This is a genomic window from Acidovorax sp. 94 (assembly GCF_003634645.1).
Lineage (GTDB): Bacteria > Pseudomonadota > Gammaproteobacteria > Burkholderiales > Burkholderiaceae_C > Acidovorax > Acidovorax facilis.
Genome location: NZ_RBJA01000001.1, coordinates 1,960,563 through 1,976,377 on the forward strand (window position 1 = coordinate 1,960,563; position 15,815 = coordinate 1,976,377).

Sequence of the window (15,815 nt, forward strand, 5' to 3'; positions counted from 1 at the left end):
CCGCGGGCCCCTTTTTGCCGCGTACCATGGCGGGCACCGGTTCCCGTCCTCCCAGAAGATGGCCTTGAAACACACCACACCGTCGGCCCCTGCCCCCTCCGCCAGCGACACCACGCCCTACCAGCACATCGTGCACGACGTGCTGGCACAGGCCCGGCCCCTGATGGAGCGCGTCGCCGAGGCCACGCGCATGTCCCTGCTCACGCGCCAGGACCAGGCCCGCACACCGGGCGAACACAACGCCATGCACGAAGCGCGGCAGCAGCTGTCGCGGCTCACGTCCGTGATGGGCGAGCGTTACCCCGACGCGCTGCGCAAGGCACTCGACCAGGAGGCGGCACAGAACCAGGAAAAACCCACACGCTCCCTGTTCACCGTCCATTTCGACGACCTTGAACTGATGGACGAGGCGCAGATCAACGACAGCGTGGAGCGCGCCCGCGCCCGGCAGGTGCTGATCTCGGCCGTGGAAGGGCCGCTGGCCGACCTCGACGCCCTGGTGTGCGCGGCCCTGGGCCTGGCCCGCGTTCAGCCGGAGCACAACCCCCTGCGCCCCGAAGTCTTTCTACAGGCGCTGCAGACCGTGGTGTCGCAGATGCAGGTCACGCCGCAGGTGCGGCACGACTGGATGGGCCCCATGGCCCAGGCGCTGGGCACGGAGCTGCGGGGGCTCTATCTGGCGCAGATTGATCGGCTCAAGCTCAGCGGCGTGCAGCCCGTGGGCTATGCGATGCGCCAGGCCGATGGCCAGGTGGTCTACGTGGCGCCCACCGAAGGCGGTGCATCCCCCGGCTTTGCAGCCGACAACGACCTGTCCGCAGCGGAAGGCCACGCCGACTCCCTGCTCACACTCGACCGCCTGCGCCGCCTGCTGCTGGGCGAGTTCAGCGAGAACCCGGCCCCCACGTCGGCGCCAACACACACGCCCTCCCCCCATTCAGACGAGAGCTTCGCGGACCAATTCGCACGCGAGTTCGATAACCCCAACCAGCTTCCCCCCATCGACCCACCCGCCACGGACTTCGCAGCCACCGTGCCCGCCGCCTTCGAAGCGCTGCAGGCCATGAACCAGGTCGGCCACATGATGGAGCGACTGGGGGGCCAGCGCCCGCAGCAGGTCGGCAGCAGCACAGAGGGCAGCCCTGCAGCCCCGCCGCGCAAACATTCCGGCGGACTGGGAGAGGCCTTGAGCATGGAGGTGGTGGCGCTGATGGTGGACAACATCGCGCGCGATGGTCGGCTGCTGTGGCCAGTGCAACAGTTCATCCGCGCGCTGGAGCCGGCCTTGATACAGCTGGCCGTAGCCGACCCCCGTTTCTTCAGCCACAAGGAGCACGCCGCGCGCCGACTGCTGCAAGACATCACCGACCGCAGCCTGGCCTTCAACAGCCCCGAAGCCCCCGGCTTCCAGAGCTTCATGCGCTCGCTCATGAACATCGCGGGCCCGCTGGCCACCGCCACCATCGACGGGCCCGACGATTTCGAGCACGTGCTCCAGCAATTGCACGCCAAATGGGCAGAAAAGGACCAGCAGCGCAAACAGGAACGCCAGCGCGCCATCGAGGCCTTGCAGCACGCTGAACAGCGCCACCTGCTGGCCGCACGGATTTCGCGCGACCTCTCGCTGCGGCCTGATTTCGGCAAGGTGCCCGACGAAATTTCCCGTTTTCTGCTCGGCCCCTGGTCCCAGGTCATGGCCCAGGCGCGCCTGACCGACACCACCCGCAGCGCCGACCCCGGCCGCTACGAGGAGCTGGTGGACGCCCTGATCTGGAGCACGCAGCCCGCCTTGACCCGCGCGAACACCGGCCAGCTGGCGCGCCTGCTGCCCAAACTGCTGGCCAAGCTGCGCGAGGGCCTGGCGTCCATCGACTACCCGGCTGCACGAACCGAGGCCGTCTTCGAACTGCTGATGGAACTGCACCAGCAGGCCTTCAAGCCCGGCCCCCGGGTGGCCACCAAGCCCCCCGCCCCGCCGCCCCAACCACCGGCTGTGGCGCAGCCCGCCCCGCTGGAGGATGACGATCCGTGGGTCGCCCCGTCCGAGGCCAGGGAGTCGGGCTATGTGGATATCTCTCAGTCCCCCGTATCGGAGAGCGCCGAGCTTGTGCCCGAATCCACCAGCACCACCAGCGGCCCGGCCACTTTGCCCCACCTGGCCTCAAGCGCGCCCTTGGCCCCATTGGCTGTTGGGACCTGGGTCAACCTGCAAGTGGCAGGCCAGTGGGAACGCACCCAGCTGTCCTGGATCGGCTCGCAAGGCCAGCTTTTCCTCTTCACCAGTGCCTCGGGCCGGACCCAATCGATGACCCTGCGGCTGCTGGAGCGGCTCTTCCACCAGGGCGCCGTGCAGGTGTTGACCGAGCAGACCGTGGTGGACGGCGCCCTGGATGCCGTGGCCCAGGCGGCCATGCGCAACAGCGTGGAGAGCAGGCTATGAATTTACTCCTAAAAACATAGCTTATAACGCTTGATGGATAAGCGCTAGAGCCCATTTTCAATCAAAACTAATATCCCATCTCCTTGGCCATCCGGCCAAGGCCCGCCACCTTCGCGGCACACCCTGGTGTTCCCCGGGTAGTCAAACTCCAACGGGGGTGCTACGCTGGGGGCGTCCAGTCCAAGGCTTTGCGACATTCGAGAGATTGAAGGGATTTGTCAGGGCCTTAGCCCGCTTCGGCGGGCTTTTTTACGCCGTCTCGAGCGCCGCGGGTAACACAAGCACCACCCGCAGGCCGCCCAGGTCGGCAGGCTCCAGCTCCAGCCGCCCGCCGTACAGGGCCGCCAGATCCTGCACGATGGCCAGGCCCAGCCCCGTGCCCGGCACCGTTTCGTCCAGCCGCACGCCACGCTCCACCGCCTGCGCACGCTGCGCCGCACCGATGCCGGGGCCGTCGTCCTCGACACTGACGACCATCTGGGGCGGCTGCCCAGCAAGGACCTGCGCCTGCAAGCGCACGGTGGACTGCGCCCATTTGCAGGCGTTGTCCAGCAGGTTGCCCAGCATTTCCTGTAGGTCCTGCGCCTCGCCCGCAAAGAACAGCGGGGCATCGGGCAGCGCCACCGTGATGTCCACCCCGCGCCCGGCATGCACCTTGTTCATCACGCGCACCAGTCCGCCCACCACCGGCTCCAGCGCCGTGCGCTGGCCGGGCAGGTGTGCCGATGCAGCCACGCGGGATCGCGCCAGGTGCCAGTCGATGTGGCGCCGCGCCACCTGCACCTGCTCCCGCACCAGTGCAGCCAGTGCAGCCAGCGCTGCGCCATCACTGGGTGCTGGCGCGCAGGCCGCGTTCTCCAGCACCGCAAGCGGGGTTTTCAGGGCATGCGCCAGATTGCCTGCCTGGGTGCGCGCGCGCTCCACCACTTCTGCATTGCGTTCCAGCACGGCGTTGAAGTCATCCACCAGCGGCTGCATCTCGGCAGGGAATGCGCCCTGCAACCGTGTGGTGCGTGCCTGCTGCACATCCTGCAAGCCCCGCTGCAACGCCTGCAGAGGCCGCAGGCCCACGGCCACCTGGGCCCACGCGGCCGCTGACAGCAGCACCAGCAAGGCCGCCAGCGACAGCGCCAGCACGCGCGTGAACTGCGCGGTGGCCGCTTGGGTGGCTTGCAGATCGGCCGCCACGATCAGCCGCCAGCGTGCTGCATCCACGCCCTCGGCACGCACGGTGCGCTCCAGCACCAGCAAGGGCGCGCCCTGCGGGCCTGCCACTTCGTGCACATGCACGGCACCGTCAGCCAGCGCATCCACCTGCAGGGCCAGGCTGGTGTCCCACAAGGAGCGCGAACGCAGCACCCCAGCCCGGCCGCGCCCATCGGGCGCCATGGCGTCCACCTGCCAGTACAGGCCCGAATAGGGTTTGAGCCAGCGCGGGTCTGACAAAGCCTGCGCGGCAATCGCCGGCTGGCCCTGGGCATCAAACTCCAGCCGCGCCGTGACCTGGTCCAGCTGCTGCACAAGGGCCGCCTCGAATTGGCGCTGCACATGCTCGCGGAACAGCCCACTCAGCACCAGGCCCGCCAGCACCACCGCCACCGTCAGCCCCGCCACGGTCACGGCCAGTAGCCGAAACCGCAGGGAACGTGACCAGCGCAAACCGCCGCGGTTCGCGCCCCGTTTCATGGCGGCACCAGGCGGTAGCCCATGCCACGCACCGTCTCGATACGGGCCGCGCTGGCCGACGGCGACTGCAGTTTTTTGCGCAGGCGCCCCACAAAGACTTCGATGGTGTTGGAGTCCCGGTCAAAGTCCTGCGCGTAGATGTGTTCGGTCAGTTCTGCACGTGACACCAACACGCCAGGGCGGTGCATGAGGTAGTCGAGTACCTTGTACTCGTGCGCCGTGAGTGCCACGGGTTGGTCCGCGCAGGTGACGCGGCCGCTGCGGGTGTCCAGCGACCAGTCGCCACACTGCAGCACCGCAGACGCCAGCCCGCTGGCGCGGCGGATCAGCGCACGCAGGCGTGCCAGCAGCTCTTCGAGGTGAAAGGGCTTGGTCAGATAGTCATCGGCACCCGCATCAATGCCCGCCACCTTCTCGTGCCAGTTGTCGCGCGCGGTGAGGATCAGCACCGGCATGTTGCGCCCCTCGGCCCGCCAGCGCTTGAGCACCGTGAGCCCATCCACCACCGGCAGGCCCAGGTCCAGCACCACGGCATCCACCGCTTCGGTCTCGCCCAGAAACTGCGCGTCGCGCCCGTTGTCGGCCTCGTCCACGGTGTAGCCCGCACCTTGCAGCGCGGTGCGCAACTGGGTGCGCAGCTGCGTGTCGTCTTCTACGAGGAGGATGCGCATGGGCTTTAGAACCTGTTCAGTGTTTTTTTAGGGTCGCACAAGTACCTTGCCCGAAGGGTTGGAGCGAAATCGGGCGATTGGAAGCATCGTCTGCTTGCATGGGCACGAGCCCACGCGGGGCAGTCTTAGCGGTGTTCTCGGCCGGTACGTTGATCGTCGCGCGATTTGACGCGCAGCACCTCGGCCGTGCGTGCATCGAGCTTGACCTTGGTCAACTGCCCCGCAGGTGTGAGCAGCTTGATCTCGTAAATCCAGCGATCCCGCTCCTGCTCCAACTCCACTTCGAGCACCTGGCCAGGCACTTCGCGCTGCAGGCGCTCCAGCACTGCAGGCAGCGGCAGCACCTGGCCCGCCTGCACGGCCTGCCGGGCGCGGTCGTGGTCGTCCTTGCCGCTGGCCAAGGCGTTTGGTGCGATTACCGCTGCCGCCCACAGCAGACAAGCTGCCGCGCCCCAGCGCATGGCGTGGCAGCGCTCTGAAGCACGGTGGGGGGAAAAAAACATGGGTGCATTGTCCCGCGCAGTGTCTGAACGGCCGATGAACAGCCCTTTCACGCGCCGTTCAGGCTGGGGTTTCAACAATGGCGGTATAGGACAACAAACACCTACAAGGACACCACGATGACAACCGTTCGCACTCTGGCCCTGGCTGCACTGTGCCTCTGGGCCGCAGCCAGCCCCAGCCACGCCGCCGACACCACCGCCGCCCAGCAGCTCGCGCACTGGAGCGCACAGGCAGGCAGCCCCGGCAATGCCGATAAAGGCAAGGTGTTCTTTAATGCCCGCCACGGTGGCGAGTGGTCTTGCGCATCCTGCCACGGCACGCCGCCCACCACGCAGGGCAAACACGCCAGCACCGGCAAGTCGATAGCGCCCCTGGCCCCTGCCTTCAACCCCAAGGCATTCACCGACACCGCCAAGGTGGACAAGTGGTTTCGCCGCAACTGCAACGACGTGCTGAGCCGCGAATGCACCGCCGTCGAGAAGGCCGATGTGCTGGCCTACCTCAACGCTCTCAAGCCTTGAATCGCAACACCATGAAAAAACCCGCCCCCCTTCACCCCGCCGCCCTGGCCGCCGCTGTCTGCATGGTGATGTTCTCTAGCGCCCACGCCGACAGCGGGCGCGCCATGCCCCGCAACGTGCCCAGCGCCTACACGCAGGAATGCGCAGCCTGCCACACCGCCTACCCACCCGGGCTGCTGCCCGCCGCGTCGTGGAGCCGCGTGATGACGGGGCTCGACAAGCACTATGGCACCGACGCATCGCTGGACGCGGCCACCGTGCGCCAGCTCAACCAGTGGCTGCAGGCCCACGCCGGCACCTACAAGCGCGTGAGCGAAGAGCCGCCCGAGGACCGCATCACCCGCTCGGCATGGTTTGAGCGCAAACACCGAAAGATCGAGCCCTCCGCCTGGAAACTTGCCAGCGTGAAAAGCGCCGCCAACTGCGCGGCCTGCCACACGGGTGCCGACCAAGGGCAATTTGACGACCACGACCTGCGCATGCCCGCGGGGCTGGATGCCCGCTCACGCCGCGCCTGGAACGACTGAACCCAAGGAAAACACCATGCAAACCACCCCCTCCTTCGACCCGGTCAGCGCCACAGCGCAGCCAGCGACTGCCAAAACGCCCAGCCGCCGGGTCACCGACGCGCCCACGCGCATGTTCCACTGGCTGTTTGCGCTGTGTTTTGTGGGCGCCTACGCCACTGCGGACGGCGAACACTGGCGGCTGCTGCACGTCACGCTGGGCTACGCGATGGCGGGCCTGCTGGGCTTTCGCGTGCTGTACGGAATCTTTGGCCCGCGCACTTCGGCCCTCGGCCTGCTGTGGCGCAAGCTGGCCGGGGCTCCCGCATGGCTGCGCACCCTGTCCCAAGCACGCTCTGCCAGCCAGGTGAGCCAGGTGAACTGGCGCCAGGGGCAAAACCTGCTGATGACACTCGCGGTGGTGCTGCTGCTGATCCTGGTCGTTCCTATCACCTTGAGCGGCTATGCCACCTACAACGATTGGGGCGACGTGTTGGGTGGCGACTGGATCGAAGAAGTGCACGAGTTCTTCGGAGAAACCATGCTGTTTGTCGTGCTGGCCCACCTCGCATTGATTGCCGGCCTGAGCATGCTGCGGCGCAAGAATCAGGCGCTTCCCATGCTGACCGGGCGCGTGGAAGGCCCCGGGCCCAACCTGGTGCAGAAAAACCGCACCTGGCTGGCGGCAGCACTGCTGCTGGCAGTGCTGGCCTTTGGCGCCTGGGAGTGGCAACAATCGCCCCATGGTTTGATGGCCAGCGGCACGACGAGCGAGCGCAGCAGACACCACGATGATGACTGAAGCCCGTCAAAACAACTTTCAGGATCAACCCATGAAAATCTATATGTGTGTGGTCTGCGGCTGGATCTATGACGAAGCTGCGGGTTTGCCCGATGAGGGCATTGCGCCAGGCACCCTGTGGGCCGATGTGCCAGACGATTGGCGGTGCCCTGAGTGCAATGTGGGCAAGGCAGACTTTGCGCTGTGCGAGGTGTGAGGTGCAAGGTGTGATCTGGGAAACAGCTGCACCAGCACACTGACACTTTCACCGATCAAAGGTATAAGAAAGATCGCCTCAAGACTCCCCACGCCCCCAGATGCCCGCACAACCCCCACAGACTGGCCTTGACCCGGCCGTTGCCGTCCAGCGCCTGCGTGAAGAAGGCCCCAACGAACTGGGCATCAGCCAGCGCCGCACGCTGCGCGACATGGCCTGGGACGTGGTGCGCGAGCCCATGTTCTTGCTGCTGCTGGGCGCAGGCGGCATCTACCTGGCAATGGGCGACGCGCACGAGGCCCTGATCCTGCTGGGCTTTGTGGTGATCATCATGACCATCACGGTGCTGCAGGAGCGCCGCACCGACAACGCGCTGAACGCCCTGCGCGACCTCTCCAGCCCCCGCGCGCTGGCGCTGCGAGGCGGCACCATGGTGCGCATCGCAGGCCGCGATGTGGTGCGCGAGGACCTGCTGATGATTGCCGAGGGCGACCGCATCCCGGCTGACGGCACCCTGCTGCAGGCGCACGAGCTGGCCACCAACGAATCGATGCTGACCGGTGAGTCCGAGCCCGTGGCCAAGCAGATTGCCGACAAGGTATTTGCAGGCACGCTGGTGGTCAGCGGCCAGGGCCTGTTGCGGGTGACTGGCGTGGGACGCCACACCGAACTGGGCCGCATTGGCCAGTCGCTCGACACCATTGCGCTGCAGGCCTCGCCCTTGCGTGAAGAAATGGCACGGCTCACCCACAAGCTCGTGCTGATCGGCCTGTCGCTGTGTGTGCTGCTGGTGGCCCTGTTCTGGGCACTGCGCGGCGACGCGTTGCAAGCCGTGCTGGCAGGCATCACGCTGGCCATGGGCATCCTGCCGCAAGAGCTGCCGGTGATCATGATCGTCTTCCTGGCCCTGGCTGCACGCCGGCTGGCGGCGCAGCAGGTATTGACACGGCGGCTCAACGCCATCGAAACGCTGGGGCAGACCACCGTGCTGTGCGTGGACAAGACCGGCACCCTCACGCAAAACCGCATGGCCGTGGCCGCACTGTGCATTGCGGGCGAGGAGCTGGATGTGCAGAACCTGCCCGAAAAAGCAGCCGAAGCAGGTGGCACGGCGCTGCCAGAGGCCTTTCACGAACTGCTCGAATACGCCGTGCTGGCCAGCGAGATCGAACCGCACGACCCCATGGAGCAGGCCTTTCACCGCATGGCGGGGAATCATCTGGCAGGCACCGAGCACCTGCACCCCGCCTGGTCGCTGGCGCGCGAATATGAGCTCTCGCCCCAGCTGCTGGCCATGAGCCACTTGTGGCGCGACGGCACATCCGCGCACGACACCGTGGCCACCAAGGGTGCGCCCGAAGCCGTTGCCGACCTGTGCCACCTGCCTGACGCTGAGCGGGCCACCGTCAGCGCCGAGGCCGCCCGTCTGGCCGACCGGGGCCTGCGGGTGCTAGGCGTGGCCAAGGCCCGGCACCGCGTGCAAGACGACTGGCCCGACATTCAGCACGACTTTGACTTTGAATGGCTGGGCCTCGTGGCACTGGCCGACCCCCTGCGACCCGAGGTGCCCCAGGCGATTGCAGAGTGTCACCAGGCGGGTATCCGCGTGGTGATGATCACGGGCGACCACCCCCGCACCGCACGCGCGATTGCAGCCCAGGCGGGCATCGCCCACAACCAGGTCGTCACCGGCGATGAAATGGCCTTGATGTCCCCCGACATGCTCACCGGCAAAGTCCGGCAGGTCAGCGTGTTTGCGCGCATCAAGCCGCACCAGAAGCTGGCGCTGGTCGAAGCCCTCAAGGCCCAGGGTGAGGTGGTGGCCATGACGGGCGATGGCGTGAACGACGCCCCCGCCCTCAAGGCCGCCCACATCGGCATCGCCATGGGCCAGCGCGGCACCGACGTGGCGCGCGAGGCTGCAGCGCTGGTGCTGCTGCACGACGACTTCGCAGCCATTGTTCAGGCTATCCACCGGGGGCGGCAGACCTTTGCCAACCTGCGTCAGGCCATGGTCTACACGCTCGCCGTGCATGTGCCCATCATCGGGCTGGCGCTGCTGCCGGTGCTGTTTGGGCTGCCGCTGGTGCTGGCACCGCTGCACATTGCGTTTCTGGAACTGGTCATCGACCCGGCCTGCTCCATCGTCTTTGAGGCCGAGGAAGGTGCGGCTGACCTTATCCAGCAGCCGCCGCGCCGCGCCGATGAACCCTTGCTCTCAGCCCGCCACATCCTGCTGAGCCTGGTGCAGGGCGGCGTGGTGACGGCTGCCGTGGTGGGCCTCTATGCCTGGCTGCTGGGCCAGGCCGCGCATGCCGCCACGGCCAGCACGGTTGCCTTCGTGGTGCTGGTGGCTGCCAACGCAGCGCTCATCCTGCCCAGCCGCAGCAACCAGACCAGCTGGCGCAGCCTGTGGGCGGGCCTCACACCCGTCAGCCTGTGGGTGCTGGGCGGCACACTGGCGGCGCTGACTGCCATCACCACAGTACCTTGGCTGGCGTCAGCCTTCAAGTTTGCGCCGTTGCCGCCCCTGCATTGGCTCATGGCGATGGTGGCCGGATTGACATTGACAGGGCTCTTTGCAGCCAACAAACGATGGCTCCGCCCCACAACGCAGGCGCACAATCATCCAACCGTCTGACCATCCCGCCACACGCCATGCCCATTGTTCTGGAATCGCTCGACCACGTTGTACTCACCGTTGCCAGCATTGAAAAAACCATCGCGTTCTATGAGCGTGTGCTTGGCATGACTGCGCGGGAGTTCAAGCCCCGGCGGTATGCGCTGCACTTCGGCGATCAAAAGATCAATCTGCACGAGGTAGGCACGGTGGTGGACCCGAACGTGCGACATGCCACCGCGGGTTCTGCCGACCTGTGTTTTCTCACGCAAACCCCGTTGGAAGAAGTGGTGACACATCTGCAAGCCGAAGGCGTCTCCATCGTGCAAGGCCCGGTGGGAGCTACGGGAGCGTGCCACAAGTTGCTGTCGGTTTATATCTATGACCCGGACGAAAACCTGATCGAGATCGCCAACGAAGTGTGAACGGTCAAAGATCCGTCGAGGTGGCCGCGCGCAGCAGCAATGCAGCGGGCGCCACCAGCTCCTGCAGCTGTCCGGCGCGCCCCTGTTCGATGGACTGGAGCACCATCTCGTTGATACCCCCCACCACCGCCATGGCCATCATGGGCTGCAACGGGGCCTTGCGCAGGGGCGCCCCCGGGCGGTTGTTCACCACCTCCAGCATCAGGTCCACCAACTGCTGGTTGACGCGCCGCCGCGCGGCCAGGCCGGGCATGCCCAGGCCCAGGATTTCAATGAACAGAGTGCGCAGCAGGACCGGATTGCAGGCCAGCGCACCAAAGTACGCCGACAGCGCCTGCTCCACCTGAGCCTGCCAATCGCTTTGGGGGTTGATGGCGCCACGCAGCACTGCCAGTGCGTTGCCGCTGGCCGATTCGTACAGCGCTGTCAGGCATTCGGCCTTGTCGGCAAAGTTCTCGTAGAAAGTACGGCGCGACACGCCAGCCTCGCGCACGATGTCTGCAATCGTGGTATCGGCATAGCCTTTGGTCGCCACGGCGCGGGCCATGCCCTGCAGCAGGCGATCCCGATGTTCCCTACCCTCGGTGGCGCCAGGTCGGGGGGCGGCTTGCAGTGCGGTCATGCTGGCAGATTCCCTTGGGGTTAACAGGTACTTGACAGTACCACATGCGCACTCCATGATTTCTCACCGCTGGTACTGCAACGTACCAAACCACAAAGACGCTCTCTTTTTACCGAGCTCCCGGAGATCCATCCCCATGACCGAACTCGTCGTGCGACGCCTGCTCATTGACCTGGAAACGCCTTTTGACCGCCACTGGTGCGGCGGCGATGCGTTTCGCACGGCGTTCTTCAATGCGCTGTCGATGAGCTTCCCGGTGGGCGAGCAGTTCTTCATCGACGCTTTGAAGGGCGGGCACAAAGCCATGCCGCCCGAGCAACACGCGCAATTTGCCGACGAGGTGCGCGGCTTCATCGGACAAGAGGCCACTCACCGCCGCATCCATGCGCTGTTCAATGGGCACCTCGAAAAGCAAGGCCTGGTCAACGAATGGGCGTCCCGCGCGCAGGAGCGCATGAAGCTTTTTGCCGGAGCCGACCCACGCCACCCCCTGGCCGTGACGGCTGCCAACGAGCACTTCACCGCGCTGCTGGCCGAATGGCTGCTGGCCCACCCGGAAACACTGGCGGGCGCCGAACCCCGCCTGGCCACGATGTGGCAATGGCACTGCGCCGAAGAGGCCGAGCACAAGAACACGGCGTTCGACATCTACCAGGCGCTGGGCGGCAACCACGAGTGGCGCATCACCTGGTTTCGCCGCATCACCCTCGTCTTCTTGGGCGACGCCCTGCGCCAGACGGTGCTGAACCTGCGCCGCGACGGGACGCTGTGGAAATGGACCACCTGGGCCAGTGCGGCGCGCACGCTGTTTGGCAAGGGCGGCCTGGTGCGCGAAACGTGGCGCCCATGGCGCGAATACCTGCGCCACGACTTTCACCCCAGCCAGCACGGCACGGACCTGTCACAGCAATGGCTGGCCCAGCACAGCGACGCCTACGTGCCCGTGGACGCACGCTGAGCCACAACACCAGAATGCGGTTTCAGGCGCTGACGGCGGCCGCTGGCTGGGCACCACGCCGCAGCACCAGCCCACCAAACAGCGTCGCCAGTATGTACATGCTGACCGAGTAGATGGCCGCAGGCAGCGCCAGCTGAAAGTTGCCCAGCACCGACAGCGCGATGAAGATGGCCAGCGTGGAGTTGTGGATGCCGATCTCGAAACTGATGGCCGTGGCCATGGACTTGTCGAGCCCCGCCGCCCGCGACAGGTAGTACCCCGACGCAAGACTGATCGCATTGAACAACAACACGGCCGGACCGATGCCCGCGAAGGACTCGACCAGCGCCGTCCACTCCTTGGCAATCGCAATCAGCGCAAAAGCGGCCAGCACCACGGCGCTAAAAATCTTCATGGGCTTTTCCATGCGGGCGCTGAAGGCCGGCGCGCGCCGGTGCACCGCCATGCCCAGCACCACCGGCACGAGCACGATGATGATCACCTCGACCACCTTGCCAAATTGCAGCGGCACCACCTGGCCCGTGTGCGCAAAGGTGTTGATCGCCCAGTTAGTGATGAGCGGCAGGCTCACGATGGACAACACGGTGTTGATGGCGGTAAGCGAGATGTTCATCGCCACATTGCCACCAAAAAGGTGGCTGAACAGGTTGGCCGACACCCCACCCGGTGAAGCCGCCAGCAGCATCAGCCCCACCGCGTAGAGCGGCGCCACGCCCAGCAGCACGATGAGGGCGTAGCACGCCGCTGGCAGCACCAGCACCTGCAGCACCAGGGCCAGCACCACGGCACGCGGATGCTGCAGCAGGCGCTTGAAGTCGCCCACCGTGAGCGAAAGGCCCAGGCCGAACATGACCAGCCCCAGGGCGATGAACAACAAGGTGGGAAGTATGGAAACAAAGCTCATGGGTCACGCGCGGGGCTTATGCAGGTGCCTGGCCGGTGCGCAGTCGCACCGGGCCGCTGCGCTGCTCGATCGCCGCCTGCACTTCCTTGCGCAAACCCAGCGCAAAGGCCCACTCGGCCACCACAAACAGCGGGCCGACGATCAGGCCCACCAAGTCGTCCACAAACGCGGGCTTGCGACCTTCGTAGTAGTGGCCCACGAACTGAATCACCCAGCCGACGGCAAACAGGCCGATGCCCGTGGCCAGCCACACCGCCATGCTCTGCAAAGCTACCCACTGCCCCCCCACCAGCATGGCCGCCAGCAGGGTCGCCATGGCCAGGCCGAAACGCATATCCAGCCGGAAGTAGAAAACGCTGGCCGCCAGCGCAGCGAACAGCGCAGGGCTCAGCGGCAACGCGCCCGCCATCCAGGTCGGGCGCGACAGCAGGATGACCACCGCAAACATGATCATCGGGACGCCCACAAAATGGGTGTGGATGTTGCGCGGGTCGCGGTGGTAGTCGGCGTACTGCGCCAGATGATCGATCAGGGTTTTCATGGGTGTCTCCGGCTGTTGTTTTGAGCAGCATCAATACTCGCCCCGGGGCATTGCCAGCGTCTGTCGTGCAGACGACAAAAAGGCACACTCCCACGGCACCGCCCCACCCTGCCTCGCGCCCAATCTGCACTGCATGACCGACCCCGCCACCTATCTGCCCGTCCTCCAGTCCGGCCGCTGGTTTGCCCACCTGCCGACCGACTTTGCCCAGCCGCTGCTGGCCATGGCACAGGTGCGCCATTTGCAGACGGGCGAAGTGCTGTTTCTCCGTGGCGATGCGCCCTGCGGGCTGTATGCGGTGGTGCGCGGCGCGGTCAGCATCTCGGGCACGGGCGGCCGGGCCGACGAGGCGCGGGCCGCGCTGCTGATCCGCCTGGAGCCGCCGCACTGGTTTGGCGAAATCTCGGTGTTCGACAACTCCGCACGCACGCACGACGCGCAGGCCACCGAGCCCACCACGCTGCTGCACATTCCGCACGAGCGGCTGCAGGCGTGGCTGCAGGCCCACCCGCAGCACTGGCATGCGCTCGCGCTGCTGCTCACCGACAAGCTGCGCTCGGCCTTTGTGGCGGTGGAAGACCTGGCACTGCTGCCCGCGCCGCAGCGCCTGGCGCGCCGCCTGGTGATGATGGCCGAGGGCTACGGCCAGTGGAACGCCGAGGGCCAGTCGCGCCGAGTGATCGGTATCTCGCAGGAGCAGCTGTCGCTGATGCTGGCCATCTCGCGCCAGACCACGAACCAGATCCTCAAGGACCTGGAATCGCGCCACCTGGTGCGCGTGCAACGCGGCGAGCTGGAGATTCTGGACCTGGCGGCGCTGCGCGCCACCTGCTATTGAATTGCTATTAAATATATAGCTACCAGCGATTTACCCATAAGCGTCACAGGCACTTTTCACTTAAATAGTAAGAACACATTCCATTTCCGGGCAAAATGACGGCCATGCAACTGAACTACATCGCCAATGCCTCGGTGCCGTCCGCCTCGGGCCGCACGATTCCCGTGATGGATCCGTCCGACGGTCAGCCCTTCGACGAGATCCAGCGCAGCAACGCCGACGACATCGACGCGGCGGTGCATGCAGCCCGCCAGTGCTACAACGCGGTGTGGCAGAAGTTGGCCCCGGTGGAGCGCGGCCGCCTGCTGCAAAAGCTCTCGGCCAAGATCCTGGAGCATGCGGACGAGCTGACGGCGCTGGAGCAGCGCGACTGCGGCAAGCCCACCAAGCAGGCACGCGCCGATGCGATCGCGCTGGCGCGCTACTTCGAGTTCTACGCCGGTGCGTGCGACAAGTTCCACGGCGAGACCATCCCCTACCCCGATGGCTACAGTGTGCTGACCTGGCGCGAGCCCCACGGCGTGACGGGCCATGTGATCCCCTGGAACTACCCCATGCAGATCTTTGGCCGCAGCGTGGGCGGCGCCTTGGCGGCGGGCAATGTGTGCGTTGTGAAGCCAGCCGAAGACGCCTGCCTGTCGCTGATCCGCGTGGCGCAGCTGGCGGCCGAAGTGGGCTTCCCCGCCGGTGCGCTCAACATCGTCACCGGCTACGGCCATGAGGTGGGCGACGCACTGGCGCGCCACCCCGGCATTGACCACATCAGCTTCACCGGCAGCCCCAAGATCGGCACGCTGATCCAGCAGGTGGCCGCCGAGCGCCACTGCCCCGTGACGCTGGAGCTGGGCGGCAAGAGCCCGCAGATCATCTTTGCGGATGCGGACCTGGACGCCGCCATCCCCGTGGTCATCAATGCCATCGTGCAGAACGCCGGGCAGACCTGCTCGGCCGGCTCGCGCGTGCTGATCGATTCGCTGATTTACGAACCGCTGCTGGAGCGCCTGGGCAAGGCGTTTGAAAAGCTGCGCGTCGGCCCCGCCGCCATGGATCTGGACGTGGGCCCGCTGATTCGCCAGACGCAGCAGCAGCGCGTGTGGGACTTTCTGTCGGACGCACAAGTCGCTGGCATTCCCATGGTGGGCCAGGGCGTGGTGGTGGATGAAGCCCCCGAAACCGGCTACTACCAGGCCCCAACCTTGCTGCGCGATGTGCCGGTAAACCACCGTCTGGCGCAGGAAGAAGTCTTTGGCCCCGTGCTGTGCGCCATGGCATTTCAGGATGAGGACCATGCGGTGGAACTGGCCAATGCCACGCAGTTCGGCCTGGTGGCGGGCATCTGGACGCGCGACGGCGCCCGCCAGTTCCGCATGGCCAAGCGCGTGCACAGCGGCCAGGTGTTCATCAACAACTACGGCGCTGCGGGCGGTGTGGAGCTGCCGTTCGGCGGCGTCAAGTCCAGCGGCTACGGGCGCGAAAAGGGCTTTGAGGCGCTGTACGGCTTCACCACCTTGAAGACCGTGGCCATCAAGTACGGTTGAAGAGGCATTGCAGGGTGTCTCGCCTGCGCACGACAGCGCAGGC

15 protein-coding genes and 1 pseudogene are annotated in these 15,815 nt (G+C 66.1%); 10 read left to right on the forward strand and 6 right to left on the reverse strand.

Annotated elements, in window-relative coordinates; all coding sequences use genetic code 11:
* The first annotated feature begins 58 nt into the window (after positions 1–58).
* The gene (locus C8C94_RS09110; RefSeq protein ID WP_121420494.1) at positions 59–2,440 is read left to right on the forward strand and encodes a DUF1631 family protein; all 2,382 of its coding nucleotides are present in this window, start codon (positions 59–61) and stop codon (positions 2,438–2,440) included.
* A 249-nt stretch (positions 2,441–2,689) separates the two neighbouring features.
* On the opposite strand, the gene C8C94_RS09115 is transcribed toward C8C94_RS09110, so the two are convergent.
* The 3 genes from C8C94_RS09115 to C8C94_RS09125 form a co-directional block, all read right to left on the reverse strand.
* On the reverse strand, positions 2,690–4,126 hold the full coding sequence (locus C8C94_RS09115; RefSeq protein WP_121420495.1) for a sensor histidine kinase: 1,437 nt from the start codon (positions 4,124–4,126) through the stop codon (positions 2,690–2,692).
* Positions 4,123–4,797 (reverse strand): response regulator transcription factor, encoded by a 675-nt coding sequence (locus C8C94_RS09120; RefSeq protein ID WP_121420496.1) that lies wholly within the window; start codon positions 4,795–4,797, stop codon positions 4,123–4,125. Before C8C94_RS09120 ends, C8C94_RS09115 begins: the two co-directional genes overlap by 4 nt.
* Before the next feature lie 125 nt (positions 4,798–4,922).
* Complete coding sequence (locus tag C8C94_RS09125) at positions 4,923–5,300, reverse strand: PepSY domain-containing protein (RefSeq protein WP_121422780.1); 378 nt, start codon at positions 5,298–5,300, stop codon at positions 4,923–4,925.
* A 117-nt stretch (positions 5,301–5,417) separates the two neighbouring features.
* On the opposite strand from C8C94_RS09125, the gene C8C94_RS09130 reads away from it, so the two are divergent.
* The 6 genes and pseudogenes from C8C94_RS09130 (at position 5,418) to C8C94_RS09155 (ending at position 10,371) form a co-directional block, all read left to right on the forward strand.
* Positions 5,418–5,822: a DUF1924 domain-containing protein gene (locus C8C94_RS09130; RefSeq protein ID WP_121420497.1), complete on the forward strand. Its 405-nt coding sequence runs from the start codon at positions 5,418–5,420 to the stop codon at positions 5,820–5,822.
* An 11-nt stretch (positions 5,823–5,833) separates the two neighbouring features.
* Complete coding sequence (locus C8C94_RS09135) at positions 5,834–6,349, forward strand: diheme cytochrome c (RefSeq protein ID WP_121420498.1); 516 nt, start codon at positions 5,834–5,836, stop codon at positions 6,347–6,349.
* 16 nt (positions 6,350–6,365) lie between these two features.
* Entirely contained in the window at positions 6,366–7,130 is a 765-nt protein-coding gene (locus C8C94_RS09140) for a cytochrome b/b6 domain-containing protein (RefSeq protein WP_121422781.1), read from the forward strand.
* 40 nt (positions 7,131–7,170) lie between these two features.
* Positions 7,171–7,326: pseudogene (locus C8C94_RS09145) on the forward strand (rubredoxin); the annotation flags it as partial.
* A gap of 100 nt (positions 7,327–7,426) precedes the next feature.
* Complete coding sequence (locus C8C94_RS09150) at positions 7,427–9,967, forward strand: cation-translocating P-type ATPase (RefSeq protein WP_121420500.1); 2,541 nt, start codon at positions 7,427–7,429, stop codon at positions 9,965–9,967.
* Between the two features lie 17 nt (positions 9,968–9,984).
* On the forward strand, positions 9,985–10,371 hold the full coding sequence (locus C8C94_RS09155) for a VOC family protein (protein ID WP_121420501.1): 387 nt from the start codon (positions 9,985–9,987) through the stop codon (positions 10,369–10,371).
* A gap of 4 nt (positions 10,372–10,375) precedes the next feature.
* On the opposite strand, the gene C8C94_RS09160 is transcribed toward C8C94_RS09155, so the two are convergent.
* Complete coding sequence (locus tag C8C94_RS09160) at positions 10,376–10,993, reverse strand: TetR/AcrR family transcriptional regulator (protein WP_121420502.1); 618 nt, start codon at positions 10,991–10,993, stop codon at positions 10,376–10,378.
* 136 nt (positions 10,994–11,129) lie between these two features.
* Between C8C94_RS09160 and C8C94_RS09165 the strand changes: the two genes are divergently transcribed.
* Positions 11,130–11,951 (forward strand): metal-dependent hydrolase, encoded by an 822-nt coding sequence (locus C8C94_RS09165; RefSeq protein ID WP_121420503.1) that lies wholly within the window; start codon positions 11,130–11,132, stop codon positions 11,949–11,951.
* A 22-nt stretch (positions 11,952–11,973) separates the two neighbouring features.
* On the opposite strand, the gene C8C94_RS09170 is transcribed toward C8C94_RS09165, so the two are convergent.
* Positions 11,974–12,855 (reverse strand): bile acid:sodium symporter family protein, encoded by an 882-nt coding sequence (locus tag C8C94_RS09170; RefSeq protein ID WP_121420504.1) that lies wholly within the window; start codon positions 12,853–12,855, stop codon positions 11,974–11,976.
* A 16-nt stretch (positions 12,856–12,871) separates the two neighbouring features.
* Entirely contained in the window at positions 12,872–13,396 is a 525-nt protein-coding gene (locus C8C94_RS09175) for a DUF962 domain-containing protein (RefSeq protein ID WP_121420505.1), read from the reverse strand.
* Between the two features lie 133 nt (positions 13,397–13,529).
* Here C8C94_RS09175 and C8C94_RS09180 point away from each other — a divergent pair, with 133 nt between their 5' ends.
* Together C8C94_RS09180 and C8C94_RS09185 are read left to right on the forward strand one after the other, a co-directional pair.
* The gene (locus C8C94_RS09180) at positions 13,530–14,234 is read left to right on the forward strand and encodes a Crp/Fnr family transcriptional regulator (RefSeq protein WP_121420506.1); all 705 of its coding nucleotides are present in this window, start codon (positions 13,530–13,532) and stop codon (positions 14,232–14,234) included.
* A gap of 104 nt (positions 14,235–14,338) precedes the next feature.
* Positions 14,339–15,772 carry an aldehyde dehydrogenase family protein gene (locus C8C94_RS09185; RefSeq protein WP_121422782.1) on the forward strand — a complete coding sequence of 478 codons (1,434 nt, stop codon included), beginning with the start codon at positions 14,339–14,341 and terminating at the stop codon, positions 15,770–15,772.
* The last annotated feature ends 43 nt before the right edge of the window (positions 15,773–15,815 follow it).

Excerpts from the sequence above, each read along its gene's own strand:
- C8C94_RS09110 (WP_121420494.1), top strand. The coding sequence starts at position 59 with ATGGCCTTGAAACACACCACACCGTCGGCCCCTGCCCCCTCCGCCAGC.
- C8C94_RS09115 (WP_121420495.1), bottom strand. The coding sequence starts at position 4,126 with ATGAAACGGGGCGCGAACCGCGGCGGTTTGCGCTGGTCACGTTCCCTG.
- C8C94_RS09120 (WP_121420496.1), bottom strand. The coding sequence starts at position 4,797 with ATGCGCATCCTCCTCGTAGAAGACGACACGCAGCTGCGCACCCAGTTG.
- C8C94_RS09125 (WP_121422780.1), bottom strand. The coding sequence starts at position 5,300 with ATGTTTTTTTCCCCCCACCGTGCTTCAGAGCGCTGCCACGCCATGCGC.
- C8C94_RS09130 (WP_121420497.1), top strand. The coding sequence starts at position 5,418 with ATGACAACCGTTCGCACTCTGGCCCTGGCTGCACTGTGCCTCTGGGCC.
- C8C94_RS09135 (WP_121420498.1), top strand. The coding sequence starts at position 5,834 with ATGAAAAAACCCGCCCCCCTTCACCCCGCCGCCCTGGCCGCCGCTGTC.
- C8C94_RS09140 (WP_121422781.1), top strand. The coding sequence starts at position 6,366 with ATGCAAACCACCCCCTCCTTCGACCCGGTCAGCGCCACAGCGCAGCCA.
- C8C94_RS09150 (WP_121420500.1), top strand. The coding sequence starts at position 7,427 with ATGCCCGCACAACCCCCACAGACTGGCCTTGACCCGGCCGTTGCCGTC.
- C8C94_RS09155 (WP_121420501.1), top strand. The coding sequence starts at position 9,985 with ATGCCCATTGTTCTGGAATCGCTCGACCACGTTGTACTCACCGTTGCC.
- C8C94_RS09160 (WP_121420502.1), bottom strand. The coding sequence starts at position 10,993 with ATGACCGCACTGCAAGCCGCCCCCCGACCTGGCGCCACCGAGGGTAGG.
- C8C94_RS09165 (WP_121420503.1), top strand. The coding sequence starts at position 11,130 with ATGACCGAACTCGTCGTGCGACGCCTGCTCATTGACCTGGAAACGCCT.
- C8C94_RS09170 (WP_121420504.1), bottom strand. The coding sequence starts at position 12,855 with ATGAGCTTTGTTTCCATACTTCCCACCTTGTTGTTCATCGCCCTGGGG.
- C8C94_RS09175 (WP_121420505.1), bottom strand. The coding sequence starts at position 13,396 with ATGAAAACCCTGATCGATCATCTGGCGCAGTACGCCGACTACCACCGC.
- C8C94_RS09180 (WP_121420506.1), top strand. The coding sequence starts at position 13,530 with ATGACCGACCCCGCCACCTATCTGCCCGTCCTCCAGTCCGGCCGCTGG.
- C8C94_RS09185 (WP_121422782.1), top strand. The coding sequence starts at position 14,339 with ATGCAACTGAACTACATCGCCAATGCCTCGGTGCCGTCCGCCTCGGGC.